This is a genomic window from Proteus sp. HMSC14B05 (assembly GCF_001808035.1).
GTDB lineage: Bacteria > Pseudomonadota > Gammaproteobacteria > Enterobacterales > Enterobacteriaceae > Proteus > Proteus mirabilis.
In genome coordinates this window covers 170,632-188,774 of record NZ_KV792002.1, presented here as the reverse complement: position 1 = coordinate 188,774, position 18,143 = coordinate 170,632, and the positions used below count along the sequence as shown (strand labels likewise).

Below are 18,143 nucleotides of genomic sequence, written 5' to 3'. Positions count from 1 at the left end.
CTTTTCAAAGAAAAGCAAACTGTCAGTGGAGATTGTAACAAAACAGAACCGCCTTAAGGCGGTTCTATTAACGCAAAGCGTTATTATTTGCTCATTGCCGCAACTTCTGCTGCGAAATCAGCTTCAACTTTCTCAATACCTTCACCAACTTCGAAACGAACGAAGTTAATGATTTCAGCATTGTTTTCTTTCAGCAGATCGCCAACAGTTTTGCTTGGATCCATAACGAAATGCTGACCAGTCAGAGAGATCTCACCGGTGAATTTGTTCATACGACCAGTAACCATTTTTTCTGCGATTTCGCGTGGTTTACCTGATTGCATTGCGATATCCATCTGGATTTGGTGCTCATGCTCAACAACATCAGCAGGCACATCTTCAGGGCGAACATATTCTGGTTTGCTTGCAGCAACGTGCATAGCAATGTGTTTGATCAGTTCTTCGTTAGCGCCTTTAGCTGCAACTAAAACACCGATGCGAGCACCGTGCAGGTAAGTACCTAACTCTTCGCCTTCTAAAATAGCAACGCGGCGAATGTTGATGTTTTCACCAATTTTTGCAACTAATGCAGTACGAGCGTCTTCGAATTTCGCTTTCAGTGCTTCGATATCGTCAGTTTTGTCTGCTAATACTGCGGCCATAACATCTTTACCGAATGCGATGAAGCCAGCATCTTTAGCAACGAAGTCTGTTTCACAGTTCAGTTCAACCAGCGCACCGAATTTACCATCAGCAGCAACTTCTGCAAGGATGATACCTTCAGCAGCAACGCGACCTGCTTTTTTAGCCGCTTTTGCTTGACCTGATTTACGCATGTTGTCGATAGCTAATTCGATATCACCGTTAGCTTCAACCAGCGCTTTTTTACATTCCATCATGCCTGCGCCAGTACGTTCACGCAGTTCTTTTACCAATGCAGCGGTAATTCCAGACATTTGTTTCTTCCTCGACTTTTCTATGGGCGAGCCATAGATGTTCTCATAGCAGATGTGTAAAGGGGGCCTATTGAGGCCCCCTAACCAATATATAGCAATACCTGGTTAAATAAGGGCTCTTACGAGCATGCCTTATTATTCAGCTTCGACTAAGCCTTCTTCAGCCTGAACAGCCAGATCTTGAGAACGACCTTCACGAACAGCTGTTGCTGCAGCGGTCAGATATAATTTAACCGCACGGATTGCATCATCATTACCAGGGATAATGTAGTCGATACCATCTGGATCAGAGTTAGTATCAACGATAGCAAATACTGGGATACCCAGGTTGTTTGCTTCTTTGATAGCAATGTGTTCGTGCTCAGCATCGATAACAAACAGAGCGTCAGGTAAACCGCCCATGTCTTTGATACCACCCAGGCTGTTTTCTAACTTACCAAGTTCACGAGAACGCATTAACGCTTCTTTCTTGGTCAGTTTGTCAAAAGTACCGTCCTGAGATTGAGATTCTAAATCTTTCAGACGTTTGATTGACTGACGAACAGTTTTCCAGTTAGTCAGCATACCGCCTAACCAGCGGTGGTTTACATAAAACTGGTCACAGCTTTCTGCTGCTTCTTTAACAGCTTCAACGGCAGAGCGCTTTGTACCAACAAACAGGATTTTGCCTTTACGAGAAGCAATTTTGTTCAGTTCAACCAGAGCTTCATTGAACATTGGAACAGTTTTTTCCAAGTTAATGATATGAACTTTGTTACGCGCACCAAAGATGAATGGTTTCATTTTTGGATTCCAGTAACGAGTTTGGTGACCGAAGTGAACACCGGCTTGCAGCATATCGCGCATTGAAACAGTTGCCATTTTAGACCTCTATAAGTTTAAATTTGGGGTTATTTCCTCCACAAATCCCATACGACCGACTCATCAGCTGTAAAGATTAAACCTTTACATAAGAGCACCCCGGCGTATGTGTCGATTTGTGTGTGTCATTAACACAATTGAATGTTTTCAGATTTACTGCTATTTCTTAAACCTCACGCGGTGAAGTCATAGCCAATAACAGAACTCCGGCGCGCTTTATACCATAAATAACCTCAAGAAACCACTATTAGTTACGGTTTCACTGCCAATATATCGGTTAACAACAGCGAATAAAAAAGCGCAATATGTAAAGACAACAAACAATATAAGGCGTAATGTGCCTGATTATTGGCGATATCAAACAGATTACTCCTATCCTCTTTGATTGGCACACCCACTTTCTGCTGATATCATAAATGGTAATTAGAATTATTTCTCACCATCATAATTCATAGACCTGCAATACCATGCAATAATGATTGTATTGTGGCTTTTAAATCTATTAATGAAGAACTCAAATGGCTATTGTAATCAAGACTGAAGAAGATATTCAAAAAATGCGCGTCGCGGGTCGTCTTGCGGCTGAAGTCCTTGAAGTTGTCGCACCCTATGTAAAACCCGGCGTAAGTACAGCGGAATTAGATCGTATTTGTCATCAACATATTGTTGATGTTCAGCAAGCTATCCCTGCTTGCTTAAACTATCATGGCTTCCCTAAATCAGTGTGTATTTCTGTTAATGATGTTATTTGCCATGGTATTCCTAGTGAAGACAAAATCTTAAAAGACGGCGATATTGTTAATATTGATGTCACTGTCATTAAGGAGGGTTTTCATGGCGATACGTCAAAAATGTTTATCGTCGGTAAACCGACTATTCAAGGTGAGCGTCTGTGTCGGATCACCCAAGAAAGCCTCTACCTTGCAATAAAAATGGTAAAACCAGGTATTCGCTTACGTGAATTAGGTAAAGCCATTCAAAAATTCGTTGAAGGACATGATTTTTCTGTGGTACGCGAATATTGTGGACATGGTATTGGCGAAGGTTTCCACGAAGAGCCTCAAGTATTACACTATGATGCTGATGACGGTGGTGTTGTGTTACAAAAAGGCATGGCATTTACTATCGAGCCGATGGTCAATACTGGAGATTACCGTATTCGTACCATGAAAGACGGTTGGACAGTAAAAACCAAAGATCGCGGTTGGTCTGCTCAATATGAGCATACTTTAGTGGTTACCGACAATGGTTGTGAAATCATGACACTGCGTAAAGAAGAAGAGCCATTTATTTCTGCCGTATTAGTCAACGAATAAATCGCACTCTTCTAAAATGTAAAAACGACATATTTTTTCGAGGTATGTCGTTTTTTTTATTTTCAACTTTGGTAAGAAAATAGAAATGCTAGTCAGGTTACCGTTTTAACATTACTCTTAATATAATCAGCATATATGAGTGAGATGATTAACTATGATAACCTCCAATACCTTTCAAACAGCACCACCGTCCCCTTCGTTGCTGACTGAAAATACGCTAGATAGTACTTTACTAAAACACTCTATTGAACAATTTCAGTCATGGTTAACAGATGCTTTTCATCATGATGCTGATGTTGCTTTGTTACTACAAGCTCGTAGTCACTTTATCGACCAACTACTCACACAATTATGGCGTTATACTGAATTAGCGGATCACCCTGATCTCTGTATCATTGCAGTGGGGGGGTATGGTCGCCAAGAATTACACCCTCTTTCTGACATTGACTTGCTATTTTTAAGTCAACAGCCTCTTCCTCCCCAAATTGCCGAAAAAGTGAGTCAATTAATTACCTTGCTTTGGGATATCCGTTTAGAGATAGGTGTCAGTGTGAGAACGATGGAAGAGTGCCTTTTAGAAGGACTGTCTGATTTAACTATTGCCACCAATTTACTAGAAGCGCGTCTTGTTTGTGGTAATAACGCACTCTATCAACAATTAATTAAACACATTTTTAGCCAAGGTTTTTGGCCATCGCCTGATTTCTTTGCAGCTAAAATTGAAGAGCAAGAACAACGTCATCAACGCTTTCATAGCACCAGTTATAATCTAGAGCCTGATATTAAAAGTAGTCCTGGGGGACTTCGTGATATTCACACCCTTATATGGGTCGCTCACCGTCATTTTGGCGCAACATCAATATCTGAAATGGTCAACTTTGGCTTTTTAACCCCTGCCGAAGGACAAGAATTACTCGAGTGCCAATATACCTTATGGAAGATCCGTTTTGCGCTACATTTAGTCCTCAATCGTTATGACAATAGGTTACTGTTTGATCGCCAATTAAGCGTTGCCCAACTTTTAAATTATCAAGGTGAAGGCAACCAACCTGTCGAAAAAATGATGAAGGATTACTATCGCGTTACTCGCCGTGTGAGTGAGCTAAACGATATGCTACTGCAACTCTTTGATGAAGCAATCCTCGCATTACAACCCAATGTTAAACCTCGCCCTCTTGACAAAGAATTTCAATTAAGAGGTACATTAATTGATGTTATAGACGATGAATGTTTTCTTAATGATCCTATTGCCATTATGCGGTTATTTTTACGTATGGCAGAGCATGCAGAGATAACCGGAATTTATTCGACCACACTACGCCATTTGCGTTATGCCCGTCGTCATTTAGTACAACCTTTATGTGAGTACCCACTAGCTAGACAAGTATTTATGCAAATCTTACGTCATCCTAGGGCGGTTTCGGGGGCATTTGTCCCAATGCATAAACATAGTGTATTAAGTGCTTATTTCCCACAATGGAACAATATTGTCGGGCAAATGCAGTTTGATCTATTCCATGCTTATACAGTTGATGAGCATACTATCCGTGTATTACAAAAACTTGAAAGTTTCGCTGATGATGCAAATCGAAACCGACATCCTCTTTGTGTCGATATCTACCCGAAACTACCTCAAATTGAGTTATTAAGACTTGCTGCTCTATTTCACGATATTGCTAAAGGGCGACATGGTGATCACTCTTTATTAGGTGCACAGGATGTTATTAGCTTTGCTCAACAACATGGACTAAATCAACGAGAAATCGCTTTAGTTGAATGGCTTGTAAGTCATCACTTACTTATGTCTGTAACGGCACAAAGACGTGATATTCAAGATCCCGATGTTATCTTCCAATTTGCCTCTGAAGTCAAAAATGAGAGCCGTTTACGCTATTTACTCTGTCTCACTGTTGCTGATATTTGTGCAACAAACAGTAGCTTATGGAATAGTTGGAAACAAAGCTTACTGCGTGAACTATTTCTCGCTACGGCCAATCAATTACGCCAAGGGATGCATTCTATTCCAGATTTACGGGAACGTATCCGCGATCACCGTCAGCAAGCACTAACTATTTTACAACAGCAACAGGTCGATGAAGAAAAACTGCAAGCGATTTGGGCTCGTTGTCATGCGGACTATTTTTTACGTCATACTCCAGAGCAAATTGCTTGGCATGCTCAGGCACTTATTGAGCACAATAGTGCCGAGCCTATGGTATTGATTAGCCAACAAACCGAGCATGGTGGTACAGAGGTTTTTATTTGGTGTGCTGACCGACCTTCTCTATTTGCTTCTGTTGCAGGTGAGCTAGATAGACGTAATTTAAATATTCACAACGCACAAATTTTTACTAATCGCGACAATATGGCAATGGATACCTTTATCGTTTTAGAGCCTAATGGTAAACCACTGGCGATTGATCGCTATCATGCTATACGCCAAGCGCTTATTCGCGTTGTATCAGCCCCTTATAACGCCAATGCCAAAACCCGTGCTTTACCAGCTAAATTACGCCATTTTGAGGTACCCACTAAAATTAACTTTATCGCCTCTAACCATAATAAACGAACTTATATGGAATTATTTGCGCGCGATCGCCCAGGCTTATTAGCTATTATAGGTAAGGTTTTTGCCGATCTTTCTCTTTCGTTACATGGCGCCAGGATCACCACTATTGGTGAGCGTGTTGAGGATTTTTTTGTATTAACAGATAACGAAAATAATGCGTTAAACCAAAAAATGAAGGATGAAGTCGTAGAAAGGTTGACAAAAGCCCTCGTTTCAAAGGATAAAATATAGAAACCCACGACAATACATATAGGAAATACTATAGATGCAAGCATTACAATCTATTATTGATAACGCCTTTGAACAACGCGCTGAAATCACACCAGATAATGTTGAACCACAGGTACGCGATGCGATAAATAACGTTATCGCTCAACTAGACAGTGGAAAATTGCGAGTTGCTGAGAAAATTAATGGTCAGTGGGTTACTCATCAATGGCTAAAAAAAGCGGTTCTACTCTCTTTTCGTATCAGTCACAATCAAGTGATCGACGGTAGCGAAAGCCGTTATTTTGATAAAGTGCCAATGAAATTTGCAAATTACGATCAAGCTCGTTTTGAAAAAGAAGGATTTCGTGTTGTGCCACCTGCTGCCGTCAGACAAGGGGCCTATATTGCTCGTAATACGGTTCTAATGCCTTCTTATGTCAATATTGGTGCTTATGTTGATGAAGGAAGTATGGTGGATACATGGGCAACCGTTGGTTCATGTGCGCAAATTGGTAAAAATGTCCATTTATCCGGTGGCGTTGGGATCGGTGGCGTATTAGAACCTTTACAAGCTAACCCAACCATTATTGAAGATAACTGCTTTATTGGAGCACGTTCTGAAATTGTTGAAGGTGTGATTGTTGAAGAAGGCTCTGTCATTTCAATGGGTGTTTATATTGGACAAAGTACCAAAATTTATGACAGAGAAACTGGCGAAATCCATTACGGTCGTGTTCCTGCTGGTTCAGTGGTGGTTTCTGGTAATTTACCGTCAAAAGATGGTCGTTACAGTTTGTACTGTGCTGTGATTGTAAAAAAAGTCGATGCTAAAACACGCGGGAAAGTGGGTATTAATGAATTGTTAAGAACTATCGACTAATATAATAACAGCGGATAGAATGAATTCTGTTCGCTGTATCTCATTCATCTTTCTATCTGGTGCCAATATATGTACGATAATTTAAAAAATTTAGGGATCCAACATCCTGAAGATATTGATCGCTATACCCTACGTCAAGAAGCTAACAACGATATTTTAAAAATTTATTTTCGCAAAGATAAAGGTGAATTCTTTGCAAAAAGTGTAAAATTTAAATATCCACGCCAACGTAAAACAATTTCTGATACTCAATCAGGACAAGGTTTTAAAGAAGTCAATGAAATCAACACTAACTTACGTTATGTGATTGAAGAATTAGATCAAATTTGCCAGCAAGATCAAGTGGAAGTGGATTTGAAACATAAAATCCTCGATGATTTACGTCACCTTGAGCACGTTGTTGCCAATAAAATTGCTGAAATTGAAGCCGATTTAGAAAAATTGACTCGTCGTTAATTAATTGTCTCAATTTTATAAGAAACACCGCTTATAACTATTCACAACTTAATAGTAAGCGGTGCTCTTTAATAAGATAGCCATGATCCATCAATTTATTGCTCAAGTAACCGATTAATTTAATTCAATAATGTAGCCCAGTTTTCCAGCCAATTTATAGCAAATACTTCTGGCTCGGCAATATCCATACTGTCTATTTTTAATATTTCACCAATACGCTTTGCTTGATGCTCTTGTAATAACGCTTCAAATTGCATACCTGCACCACAAAAATTATCGTAACTGCTATCACCTAACGCAATTAGGCCATAATGTAAATTAGGTTGATAACCAACATTATCTCGTAGCTCATAAAATAAAGGTGCTATTGTATCGGGTAAATCGCCTTGGCCGGTTGTAGAGCTTATCACCAGTACTGTTGAATATTTTTGCCAATCGGCAAGTGTACCCTCTTCATAGATATTAGCTTGATGTTTATGCTCAAGCAAAATGCGCTGCGCTTCTTCAGCAACCGCCAATGCATTGCCATAAACAGTACCAACAAAAATGCCGATTTTAGCCATAATGTCCCCTATTTTATTTATCTATAATCATAGTAAATCACATACTATATTATTGATATATAATTTATGCTCTATATTTCTTCTCTCTTTCTCTCTACAATAAATGATCTATCTACAATAAATGATTTATAAATTTTATTCCATTCTGTGCGCTCTTTAGAGAATCGCCAAAAAATATCGTTTCTAGGCATTGATTCATTTATTATTTTAGCTACTAATTTGCAAGCCCAATCAGGTACATAATTATTTTTAAAATCTTTAGATTCAAGCAAAAAGAATAAATCCCTATCCAATATTTCTAATTTTTTAACAGCATTATCATTTATCTCTTTTTTTCTTAGGTATTTGTTTTTAAATAATAATTTATACAGTTTAAGGAAAAAACCTTTATTTTCCTTTAATGATTTATTATAAGAAGATAATTGAGAAAACATATCTTTTATATTATTAAAAAAAACCTTTTTAAAATTAACATTAATCTCGTTAACTGTAGTAAAATTAGATTCATCTGCTTCTTTATAAAAAAAATATAACTGATTAGATTTAAAACTCTCCATCTTTTTTATAATTTCATTAAGTTCTTCAATTGTTATTTTTATGTCACTTAACTCTATCTCAATATCTTTTTCAGGTAAAAACTGACTATCTTTGTTAAAGACATTACATTTTTTTACCAAAGTTTCAATAGACATTTTGAATTGGTCAATGAGGTCGGAATTACAAATGCCATTATCAGTTTTAGAACTAATTAAATTAGATAGATTATCTATATACTCTACAGTTTTTAATAACCCTTGGCTAGAAATAGCTAACAACTCATTCATTTTCTTTTTATCTTTATCAAGTTGTTCCATCAAGGCTGTTTTTTTTGATTTTTTGTTTTTTTTGGAGGAGTCTTCTTTTTTTATTTTATCAAGATTATTTTTATTATGAGAATCATCGTTTGTTATATCAGTATTCTCTGGCTCCTTAAAAATTTTATTCGAAATAGTAGTTATATGTTGATATTTAAGAGATTTATTATTATATAATGTAAATTCTGGGTTACGCATAATTTTATTTGCTATCTTTTCTATGTCATCAGAAATCTTTTTTTCTTTTTTAGAGATAAAACTATTAATTATAGTATTTTTATTACTAAATATTTTATTAAAAAGTGTACTAGAATCATCTTTATTCTTTAGCAAAGAGGAAAATAATACATTTATATCATTAGCATCTTTTATTTCTGATACAATTACCTTATTATCAAGTATTTTTATTTTATCAGTTAATCTTTCTTTTTCAAGAATATCTTTTAATTTCTTCAGCCTATCTTTTTTTTTATTTTTTCCAAATATGTATTTTTCCAGAGCACATTTCAACTCTAATGTAAATTTAAGAAATAAAACTTCTTTATCTTTATTAACAATCATAAAGTCTCTATTACTATTACTTATAAGTAAAGATAAATCTTTTCTTCCTAAAGAAATATCATATTCTCCCAAAGAGATGTTTTTTTTATTCCCTATAGAGAGCACAAAAGTTTTATATTCATCATCTTTTCCAAATAATTTCATTGTCATTTAATCTCTTAAACTCTGTTTATGTTCTAAAATAATTACATAATTAACACCTATATTATTTCAATAAAAAAACACTCTTAGCTGATGCATAAGAGTGTTTTCTAATTTAGTCAAAAATAATTTATTTTTCAGTTGTACCTATAGACCGAATATATTCATCCATTTCAGTTTTTAAATTATCAGACTTAGGGCCAAAAATTGCTTGAATACCGGATCCAACCACCACAACACCAGCCGCTCCCAGTCTTTTCAGCTCATCACGATCGACCTTATCAATCTCTTTTACACCAATACGCAAGCGTGTAATACAAGCATCTAAGCTACTGATATTATCTTTACCACCGAAAGCAGCGACTAAAGATTGTCCCATCGCACTTTTATCCGCTTGTTTCGCATTTTTATCTTCTACTTCTCGCCCTGGGGTTTTCAGGTTTAGTTTCACGATTAAGAAACGGAAAATAGAGTAATAAGTTATCGCATAAAGTATGCCAATAATTGGGAATAGATACAGTTTACTGCTATTGCCACTCAATACGATAAAGTCGATTAAACCATGAGAAAAACTTGTACCGTCACGCATACCTAACAAGATACAAATAACAAATGCTAAACCGGCAAGAATGGCATGAATAACATAAAGAATAGGTGCTACGAACATAAATGAGAATTCAATTGGCTCTGTGATCCCTGTTAAAAAGGCAGTCAATGCCGCAGAAATCATGATCCCGCCAACTTTTACACGGTTTTCAGGACGTGCTGTATGCCAAATAGCAATGGCGGCCGCAGGTAGACCGAACATTTTAAATAGGAAGCCACCTGATAACATCCCCGCAGTTGGATCACCTGCCATATAACGTGGAATATCACCGTGGAACACTTGTCCTGCGCTATTTACATACTCACCCACTTGCATTTGGAATGGTACATTCCAGATATGATGCAGACCAAATGGCACTAACGCACGCTCAACAACACCATAAATACCAAATGCAACGGCTGGATTTTGATACGCAGCCCACTCAGAAAAACGTTGAATAGCAGTACCAATAGGAGGCCAAATAAAGGATAAAAGAATACCGACAAAAATCGCAATCAGACCAGAAATAATAGGTACAAAACGTTTACCTGCAAAGAAGCCTAAATATTCAGGAAGTTTAATACGATAAAAGCGGTTAAACATTGATGCGGCAATAATACCGGCAATGATCCCACCGAGTACCCCCGTATCAGTTAAACGTTGTATTTCAACACTATCAGGAGATAATCCTAAGACCCAAGGTGCCACCACCAGCATGGTTTTTGACATAATGCCATAGGCAACGACGGACGCAAGAGCTGAGACACCATCATTATTGGTAAAACCTAACGCCACACCAATAGCAAAAATCAGTGGCATATTAGAGAAAACCGATCCCCCCGCTTCTGCCATCACTTGAGAAACAGAGACAGGGATCCATGATAGTCCCGCAGACCCAACCCCTAGTAAGATACCGGCAATAGGTAGCACAGATACCGGTAACATTAAGGATTTTCCAATTTTTTGTAAAACAACAAATAGGTTTTTAAACATCAAGCAGACTCCCGAATATGGGTTGTATGTGTTATAAGTTTTTTATTTGTTTAAAGCTAAGGTAGGTTTATTCAATTAACTTATCTAATAATAAGCTCTATTTATTTTACATCATAAAATAAATCTATTATTGAATATATGATAGCTGTCACGTTTCAGTTCATATCTTTTATCAATAAAAGTAACTTTTTATATTACAACCAGTTATTGAGCAATAAATATTGCGCAAACTATCAAAACTTAAGTAAATAAGTCTTGATAGTCACGAGATGTAAGCAATATTTAAATATCAAGAAAGTACAAAATGGTGAGCTAAATCCTCACCGAATTGCTCTAATTCGGGCTTTAGACCACGCCAGCCAAACTGATTAATCAGATGTTGCCATGGCAGATCCCACTTCGCTGTTAAGTTAAGAGGTAGTTGAGTGATCGGATGAATTAAGTTTAGCTGACTTGCGTGTAACATCAAACGATGTGATTGAAAATGATTTACGACCCCACGATTTTGTCGTAAATCACCATGGGCTGTATCCCCAATAATAGGATGACGAATATGAGACATATGACGGCGCAATTGATGCTTACGCCCCGTTTCAGGACGTAATTCCAATAAGCTAAAACGCGATGTTGGATAGCGCCCTATCGCCACTTCTTTTTCCACTTTTGCAAGTGGCACACAATGCGTAATACAGTGTTGAATTTTAGGGGGTTGAGAGGCAAATTTGTCAGCGATTTTGTCATGCTCTTCAACAAGTGGACTATCAATTATCATTGGCTCTTCAACATAGCCACGCACAACTGCATGATACACTTTCTCCATTTGATGTTGTTCAAAACAGACTGAAAGTGTTCTTGCAACCTCGGAAGAGAGCGCCATTAATAGCACTCCGGATGTGGGTCTATCTAAACGATGAACAGGAAAAACATGCTGACCAATTTGATCTCTTAATGTTTGCATCACAAACACGGTTTCATGCCTATCAAGCCAACTGCGGTGAACAAGCCAGCCCGCCGGTTTATTCACCGCCACAAGATATTCATCTTGATAAATAATATCTAGCATCATTGACCTTATTGCTTAAATAACGCATCAAGTTCACGAAGGTGATTGAGTAAATCCACATAATCACGCGTCTCATCGTCCTTAAATGCTTCTTCATAATAAGGTGCGATAGCAAAAGCCGTCGGCAATGCCATACCACTGTCAATAAGAGAAGATAAACGAGGGATCAGAACCCATTGCAACCATTCATGCGCCTCCATTGTATCAATACAAAAAGGCTCTGAGCTTGCAAAAGCCTCATCATTAGGCGCATCCAATTGCCATAACCCTATGTTTTTCATCTCTTCTTCAATTAATAACAGTCTTGCTAAAATGTGTTGTTCTGAGGTCATTGTTTATTCCTTACATAAAAACAGAATAAGCATAACATTGGGGCTGAAAGAGTGAAAAGCAAATAGAAAATAAAGGGGCCGTAGCCCCTTTAGACAAGAAGATATGATTATCTAATATAATACCTGCATCCTAGCAGAACCGTTTTATTGTCATCTGTCATCCATGATGATGAAAGTCTATATCTTGTATTAATGGAAATATCCTATTTCCTACATCCTTGATTACTTTCTTTATCACGGTTACCAAATAATCCCTTAGTTGGCGGAGGTAGAATGCCAATAATTGGTTAGTGAAACAACCCACAAAACAAAGGTAATCAATAAAGAAAAACCATCACGAAAAACAATGTATGATTAATCCATTGAAATTATTTAACAAACAAAAAAAGCATTACGCAATATTTGCATTTAGTAAGCTAAAGATGCTCTTTTTGTAAGATATATCTCACAGAAAAAATAGCTAAATGATTACCTTACTTATCAAAAACAGGGGTTAATTTTATTAAAAATAGTGATAAATTATCTGCAAGCACTTCCCTTTTCTTTTGACCAAAAGTTTCTAGTATTACTTCACCTGAAAGATTACATACAGAAATAATATCGTTTTCAGACGCTGTTGTACCGATAAACAAAGTCGGGGTGAGCTTCAATCGTTTTTGTGTCACAAGGTGTCCGATCATGTTCTCTTGTAGGCGAATAAAATCCTCTTCACTCCAAATTTGAAGCAGAGTAAAGTTGAGCGAATCAAAACGGACTTGCATATCACCAGCATATTGCGTAGTAAAATAGTCATGTAATTCAGGGCGAATAATAATCCCCATCGCTTTTTCAACTTTTTCTAATTTATCTCGACCCGTAAAAGGCTGTGGTAACCAATAAACCACATTATCTCCGGTACGAGAAATACAAGGAGAAGGAACACCATAAAGCTCATGGCTGGCAGGAGGAAACCCTGACTCTTGTTGCCATAAATCAACATAATTTTGCGTAAGCTGTTTTAATTCAGTGGAAATATCATTCATCGTTATCATCGTCTGTAGGCATAAAAAAGAGAAATATATCCCTTATGTTACCTGATAATACCGGTAATTTTGAGCGCCAATAATAAAGCGTTCATATACTCTTGATATTTCGCTAGTATAATCACGGCTCTTTCCATTTTTTGATGACATTAGGATATCGATTATGTCTTTATATCAGGGAGATAAGGCTCTCGAAGCACTATCATTAGGCAAAGAAACACAATACCACACACACTATGATGCGAGTCTATTACAAGGTGTACCTCGTCGCTTAAATCGAGATTCACTCTCTTTAACTGCTGACAATCTACCTTTTCATGGTGGTGATATCTGGACAATGTATGAGCTATCTTGGCTCAACAGCCAAGGCTTACCTCAAGTGGCTATTGGCCATGTAGAATTAGATGCAACGACAGAAAATCTCATCGAATCAAAAAGCTTTAAGCTCTATCTCAATAGCTTTAATCAAACTCGTTTTGAAAATTGGCACATTGTTGAAGAAACATTACTCAAAGATTTAACTGCTTGTGCTAAAGGCAGGGTGCATCTAACGCTTTACCCACTTTCCCATTTTACCTCACAGCCTATTGTCGATTTTGTAGGAGAGTGCATTGATAACCAACCTATTGAAATTGATAATTACCAATTCGATAGCCAATGGTTAAACGGATCAACAACAGATACACTGGTTGAGGAGACGCTTGTTAGTCATCTGCTAAAATCAAATTGCCTGATCACGCACCAACCTGATTGGGGATCTGTGATGATCCAATATAAAGGCAAAAAAATCGACCGTGAAAAACTACTACGCTATCTTGTATCCTTTAGACAGCATAATGAATTTCACGAGCAGTGTGTTGAGCGAATATTCCACGATATTATGACATTTTGTTCACCAGACACATTAACGGTTTATGCAAGATACACTCGCCGTGGAGGATTAGATATTAATCCTTGGCGTAGTAATTGTGAGTTTGTTCCAGAAACTGGCCGCTTAGCCAGACAATAACGTGAATAATGCCTGTATGTTAATATGATCTATGTTATACAGAGATCAGTTGCACTTCAGTTTGTTATTTCGGGAGAAAAAGGAGTCCTACGTGATAACTCATGTCAGCCCATTAGGTTCCATGGATCTGCTTTCACAGCTAGAAGTTGATATGCTTAAAAGAACAGCCAGCAGTGATCTTTATCAACTGTTTCGTAACTGTTCACTTGCAGTTCTCAACTCTGGTAGCCTTACTGATAGTAGTAAAGAACTGTTATCTAAATACCAAGATTTTGATATTAACGTACTGCGTCGCGAACGTGGTGTAAAATTAGAGCTAGTTAATCCCCCAGAAGATGCCTTTGTTGATGGAAAAATTATTCGCTCTCTACAAGCAAACCTATTTGCTGTACTGCGCGATATTTTGTTTGTGCATGGACAAATAACCACGGCAAAACGCGACCTACATTTAAACCTTGAAAACAGCGCCCATATAACAAACACCATTTTCTCTATCTTACGTAATGCAAGAGCGCTGCATATCGATGAAGATCCAAATATGATCGTTTGCTGGGGCGGACACTCCATCAATGAAACAGAGTATCTTTACGGTAGAAAAGTCGGTAATGAATTAGGGTTACGCGAACTGAATATCTGTACTGGGTGTGGACCTGGGGCTATGGAAGCTCCCATGAAAGGCGCTGCAGTGGGGCACGCTCAACAACGTTATAAAAATAGCCGTTTTATTGGTGTTACAGAGCCATCAATCATCGCCGCAGAGCCACCAAATCCTCTGGTTAATGAACTTATCATTATGCCAGATATTGAAAAACGTCTGGAAGCTTTTGTTCGTATTGCCCACGGCATTATTATTTTCCCAGGGGGCGTAGGAACCGCAGAAGAGCTACTCTATCTACTTGGTATTCTGATGTCACCAGAAAACCAAGAACAAGTACTGCCACTGATTTTAACGGGTCCTAAAGAGAGTGCAGACTATTTCCGAGTACTCGATGATTTTATTGTTAATACCTTAGGTGAAGATGCACGACGTCATTATCAAATCATCGTCGATGATGCGGCTGAAGTGGCTCGTATTATGAAGAAATACATGCCATTGGTAAAAGATAACCGTCGTAGCACAGGGGATGCTTACAGCTTCAATTGGTCAATAAAAATTAATGCGGACTTACAACATCCTTTCGAGCCAACTCATGAAAATATGGCATCACTTAATTTAAGCACGCATCAATCTCCTGAAAAACTGGCGGCTGATTTACGCCGTGCATTTTCCGGTATTGTCGCAGGTAACGTAAAAGAAGTGGGAATGAAGGCGATAGAAGCTCATGGCCCTTATAAAATTCACGGTGAAAGCGATATTATGCGCCGTATGGATATTTTATTGGCGGGTTTTGTCGAACAACATCGTATGAAGCTACCTGGTGGTAGTGCCTATCAACCTTGTTACGAGATCATCAGCTAATTAATTATGGTACATTTGCTGATCATTGATGCATTAAACCTGATCCGCCGTATTCATGCGGCATCAGGTTCTTCATGCCTGACAGTGTGTGAACATAGCGTGAATCAATTGCTTAATCACACACGGCCTACTCACGCGGTTGCTGTTTTTGATGAAGATGATAGGGAAAATAGCTGGCGCCATCAGTTATTGCCGGAATATAAAGCAGGCCGCTCGCCGATGCCGGCTGATCTGCACCAACAGCTTCCAGAAATTAAAGCAATGCTACTTAACTTAGGTATAAAAAGCTGGCATTCAGGAGGCGATGAAGCGGATGATGTGGCCGCAACTTTGGCAACAAAAGTCGCTCAAGCCGGACATAATGTGACCATTATTTCAACAGATAAAGGTTATTGCCAATTACTTTCCCCTGCCATACGTATTCGTGACTATTTCCAAAAACGCTGGCTCGATCTTGAATTTATTAGTCAAGAATTTGGTGTTAAACCGACACAATTAACTGATTATTGGGGATTAACAGGCGTTAGCAGCAGTAAAGTTTCCGGTGTCCCCGGTATTGGCCCTAAAAGTGCAACAGAACTTTTGCAACTTTATCCTAATTTAGAGTCACTGTATCAACACATTGATGAAGTGCCCAAAAAATGGCAAACCAAATTGAGTGATAATAAAGAAGTTGCTTTTATTAGCCGCCAAATCACCACACTTCGTACTGATATTCAGCTAAACGGTAATTTACAACAGTTACGTTTAAAATAGTTTAATCAATAAAAAGGCTAACGCTCTGTAATAGAGAATTAGCCTGTTGATAATTTATTCATCAAAAGATGAACTTAACGCTGTGAAGTTAAAACTCGCGATCAGGACGATAAGCAGCCCAGATATTTTGGATATGTACCGTGATCTCTTCTCTGTCATGATACAAATGCTTAGCCTGAATTTTAGCATTAATGCCTTTCTCAGCTAATTCAGCTCTAATTTTATCAAGGATATGCGCAACTTCTTCATAACGCTTTTTCATCGGTAATTTTAAGTTGAATATTGCTTCACGACACCATTCATTAACTATCCACGTTGTCATTAATGCAGCCACTTTGGCAGGCTTCTCAACCATATCACACACCAGCCAAGTAATATTCTTTGATGTCGGCTCAAACTTAAAGCCATCAGCTTGATGGTGACGCACTTGCCCTGTTTCCATTAAAGAAGGAGCCATAGGTCCATTATCAACGGCATGCACCATCATGCTACGTTTAACTAATTGGTAAGTCCATCCTCCTGGACAAGCCCCAAGATCAACCGCACTCATCCCACTGGCTAAGCGCTCTTCCCACTCTTCATAAGGAATAAAAACATGGAACGCTTCTTCAAGTTTTAAAGTTGAACGACTTGGTGCATCGGCTGGGAATTTTAAGCGGGGGATCCCCATATAGAATGGCGAGTTATTAAAGCTATAGGAATAGCCCACGTAACAACATCCCGGAGCAATAAAAAAGACATGGATCACCGGACGACTATAATTTTCAACTTTTAATAAGATCTTTTCTTTACGTAATTGATTACGCAAAGGAACAGTGAATTTACGGCAAAATTTTAATAACTCTTTGCTTTCATTGGTATCAGCGACTTCAACACGTAATTCACCTGCTTTTTCTGTACTACCTTTTAGCTGGTCAATAATGGGGGTAATACGATCTTCTGGTGGTAAGTTCTTTAATAATTCACCACAAACAAATAATTGGCGTGCAAAGATAAGCCCTCTAAAATCCACATCACGAGCAATTTTATCTGCATCACCTTCTTGATAGCATTCAAAAATGACGTAACCACTTCCCTCTTTCACTCGAGAAAAGCCATAAACACCTATTTGTCCTGCCTTATCCGTTATCTCCGCCGCGCACTCTTTTTCAAAACCAGGGCGACAATATAATGCTACTTTATTCATGGCGAGATGCCGGTGTCCTTAGACGCAAAGCGCCAATAAAAATTAAAATCCAACCAATAAGAAAACTAAATCCACCAATTGGCGTAAAATAAGATAATAACCTAACCTGTGTTAGCGCCATACAATAAAGGCTACCACTGAAAAGTAAAATGCCTAAACCAAAGAAAATACCTGCCCAATAAAGCCATAAAATGGTTTTGCGCATTAATATCGCCGCTAACCCTACAAGTAGTAAAGTATGTACGATTTGATAACGCATAGCTAACTGAATATATTCCCAATGCTGTGGCGATAAATGAGGGGCTAATTTATGGGTAGCGAATGCCCCAAAAGCCACATAAAAAAAACCACTGATTGCGGAAAACATAAGCAATGTACGACTATTCACTGT

17 protein-coding genes are annotated in these 18,143 nt (G+C 38.1%); 7 read left to right on the top strand and 10 right to left on the bottom strand.

All coding sequences use genetic code 11. From position 1 onward, the window contains the following. Positions 1-83: 83 nt before the first annotated feature. Both tsf and rpsB read right to left on the bottom strand, forming a co-directional pair. Positions 84-935 (bottom strand): translation elongation factor Ts, encoded by an 852-nt coding sequence (tsf, locus tag HMPREF3129_RS16895; RefSeq protein ID WP_004248719.1) that lies wholly within the window; start codon positions 933-935, stop codon positions 84-86. Positions 936-1,070: 135 nt separating this feature from the next. Then, positions 1,071-1,796, bottom strand: coding sequence for a 30S ribosomal protein S2 (gene rpsB, locus HMPREF3129_RS16890; RefSeq protein ID WP_004245475.1), 726 nt, complete (start codon positions 1,794-1,796; stop codon positions 1,071-1,073). A 518-nt stretch (positions 1,797-2,314) separates the two neighbouring features. Between rpsB and map the strand changes: the two genes are divergently transcribed. The 4 genes from map to HMPREF3129_RS16870 all read left to right on the top strand — a co-directional run bounded on the left by map (position 2,315) and on the right by HMPREF3129_RS16870 (position 7,227). Further along, positions 2,315-3,112, top strand: a complete 798-nt coding sequence (map, locus tag HMPREF3129_RS16885) for a type I methionyl aminopeptidase (RefSeq protein ID WP_004245478.1) — start codon at positions 2,315-2,317, stop codon at positions 3,110-3,112. A gap of 154 nt (positions 3,113-3,266) precedes the next feature. After that, the gene (glnD, locus tag HMPREF3129_RS16880) at positions 3,267-5,912 is read left to right on the top strand and encodes a bifunctional uridylyltransferase/uridylyl-removing protein GlnD (protein ID WP_049257150.1); all 2,646 of its coding nucleotides are present in this window, start codon (positions 3,267-3,269) and stop codon (positions 5,910-5,912) included. A 34-nt stretch (positions 5,913-5,946) separates the two neighbouring features. Further along, complete coding sequence (dapD, locus tag HMPREF3129_RS16875) at positions 5,947-6,771, top strand: 2,3,4,5-tetrahydropyridine-2,6-dicarboxylate N-succinyltransferase (protein WP_004245480.1); 825 nt, start codon at positions 5,947-5,949, stop codon at positions 6,769-6,771. Between the two features lie 69 nt (positions 6,772-6,840). Further along, positions 6,841-7,227, top strand: coding sequence for a DUF3461 family protein (locus HMPREF3129_RS16870; RefSeq protein WP_004245482.1), 387 nt, complete (start codon positions 6,841-6,843; stop codon positions 7,225-7,227). Between the two features lie 119 nt (positions 7,228-7,346). Here HMPREF3129_RS16870 and HMPREF3129_RS16865 read toward each other — a convergent pair whose 3' ends face one another. The 6 genes from HMPREF3129_RS16865 to syd form a co-directional block, all read right to left on the bottom strand. Next, a complete protein-coding gene (locus HMPREF3129_RS16865; protein ID WP_004245484.1) occupies positions 7,347-7,790 on the bottom strand; it encodes a flavodoxin in 444 nt (147 codons plus the stop codon). A 71-nt stretch (positions 7,791-7,861) separates the two neighbouring features. Further along, complete coding sequence (locus HMPREF3129_RS16860) at positions 7,862-9,355, bottom strand: hypothetical protein (protein WP_036918960.1); 1,494 nt, start codon at positions 9,353-9,355, stop codon at positions 7,862-7,864. A gap of 121 nt (positions 9,356-9,476) precedes the next feature. Further along, positions 9,477-10,925, bottom strand: coding sequence for a PTS glucose transporter subunit IIBC (ptsG, locus tag HMPREF3129_RS16855; RefSeq protein ID WP_004249509.1), 1,449 nt, complete (start codon positions 10,923-10,925; stop codon positions 9,477-9,479). Positions 10,926-11,214: 289 nt separating this feature from the next. Next, the gene (truC, locus tag HMPREF3129_RS16850) at positions 11,215-11,988 is read right to left on the bottom strand and encodes a tRNA pseudouridine(65) synthase TruC (RefSeq protein ID WP_004249508.1); all 774 of its coding nucleotides are present in this window, start codon (positions 11,986-11,988) and stop codon (positions 11,215-11,217) included. A gap of 8 nt (positions 11,989-11,996) precedes the next feature. Next, on the bottom strand, positions 11,997-12,320 hold the full coding sequence (locus HMPREF3129_RS16845) for a YqcC family protein (RefSeq protein WP_004245488.1): 324 nt from the start codon (positions 12,318-12,320) through the stop codon (positions 11,997-11,999). A gap of 473 nt (positions 12,321-12,793) precedes the next feature. Continuing rightward, positions 12,794-13,342 carry a SecY-interacting protein gene (syd, locus tag HMPREF3129_RS16840; RefSeq protein ID WP_036920129.1) on the bottom strand — a complete coding sequence of 183 codons (549 nt, stop codon included), beginning with the start codon at positions 13,340-13,342 and terminating at the stop codon, positions 12,794-12,796. 163 nt (positions 13,343-13,505) lie between these two features. Here syd and queF point away from each other — a divergent pair, with 163 nt between their 5' ends. The 3 genes from queF to xni all read left to right on the top strand — a co-directional run bounded on the left by queF (position 13,506) and on the right by xni (position 16,566). Continuing rightward, entirely contained in the window at positions 13,506-14,351 is an 846-nt protein-coding gene (gene queF / locus HMPREF3129_RS16835; RefSeq protein WP_004245492.1) for an NADPH-dependent 7-cyano-7-deazaguanine reductase QueF, read from the top strand. 91 nt (positions 14,352-14,442) lie between these two features. Further along, positions 14,443-15,810: a nucleotide 5'-monophosphate nucleosidase PpnN gene (ppnN, locus tag HMPREF3129_RS16830; protein ID WP_036918962.1), complete on the top strand. Its 1,368-nt coding sequence runs from the start codon at positions 14,443-14,445 to the stop codon at positions 15,808-15,810. A gap of 6 nt (positions 15,811-15,816) precedes the next feature. Then, complete coding sequence (gene xni, locus HMPREF3129_RS16825) at positions 15,817-16,566, top strand: flap endonuclease Xni (RefSeq protein WP_017827597.1); 750 nt, start codon at positions 15,817-15,819, stop codon at positions 16,564-16,566. Between the two features lie 88 nt (positions 16,567-16,654). Here the strand turns inward: xni and rlmM are convergent, their stop codons facing one another. After that, positions 16,655-17,752: a 23S rRNA (cytidine(2498)-2'-O)-methyltransferase RlmM gene (rlmM, locus tag HMPREF3129_RS16820; RefSeq protein WP_004245495.1), complete on the bottom strand. Its 1,098-nt coding sequence runs from the start codon at positions 17,750-17,752 to the stop codon at positions 16,655-16,657. Beyond that, positions 17,745-18,140, bottom strand: coding sequence for a DUF423 domain-containing protein (locus tag HMPREF3129_RS16815; protein WP_004245496.1), 396 nt, complete (start codon positions 18,138-18,140; stop codon positions 17,745-17,747). Before HMPREF3129_RS16815 ends, rlmM begins: the two co-directional genes overlap by 8 nt. Between the last annotated feature and the right edge of the window lie 3 nt (positions 18,141-18,143).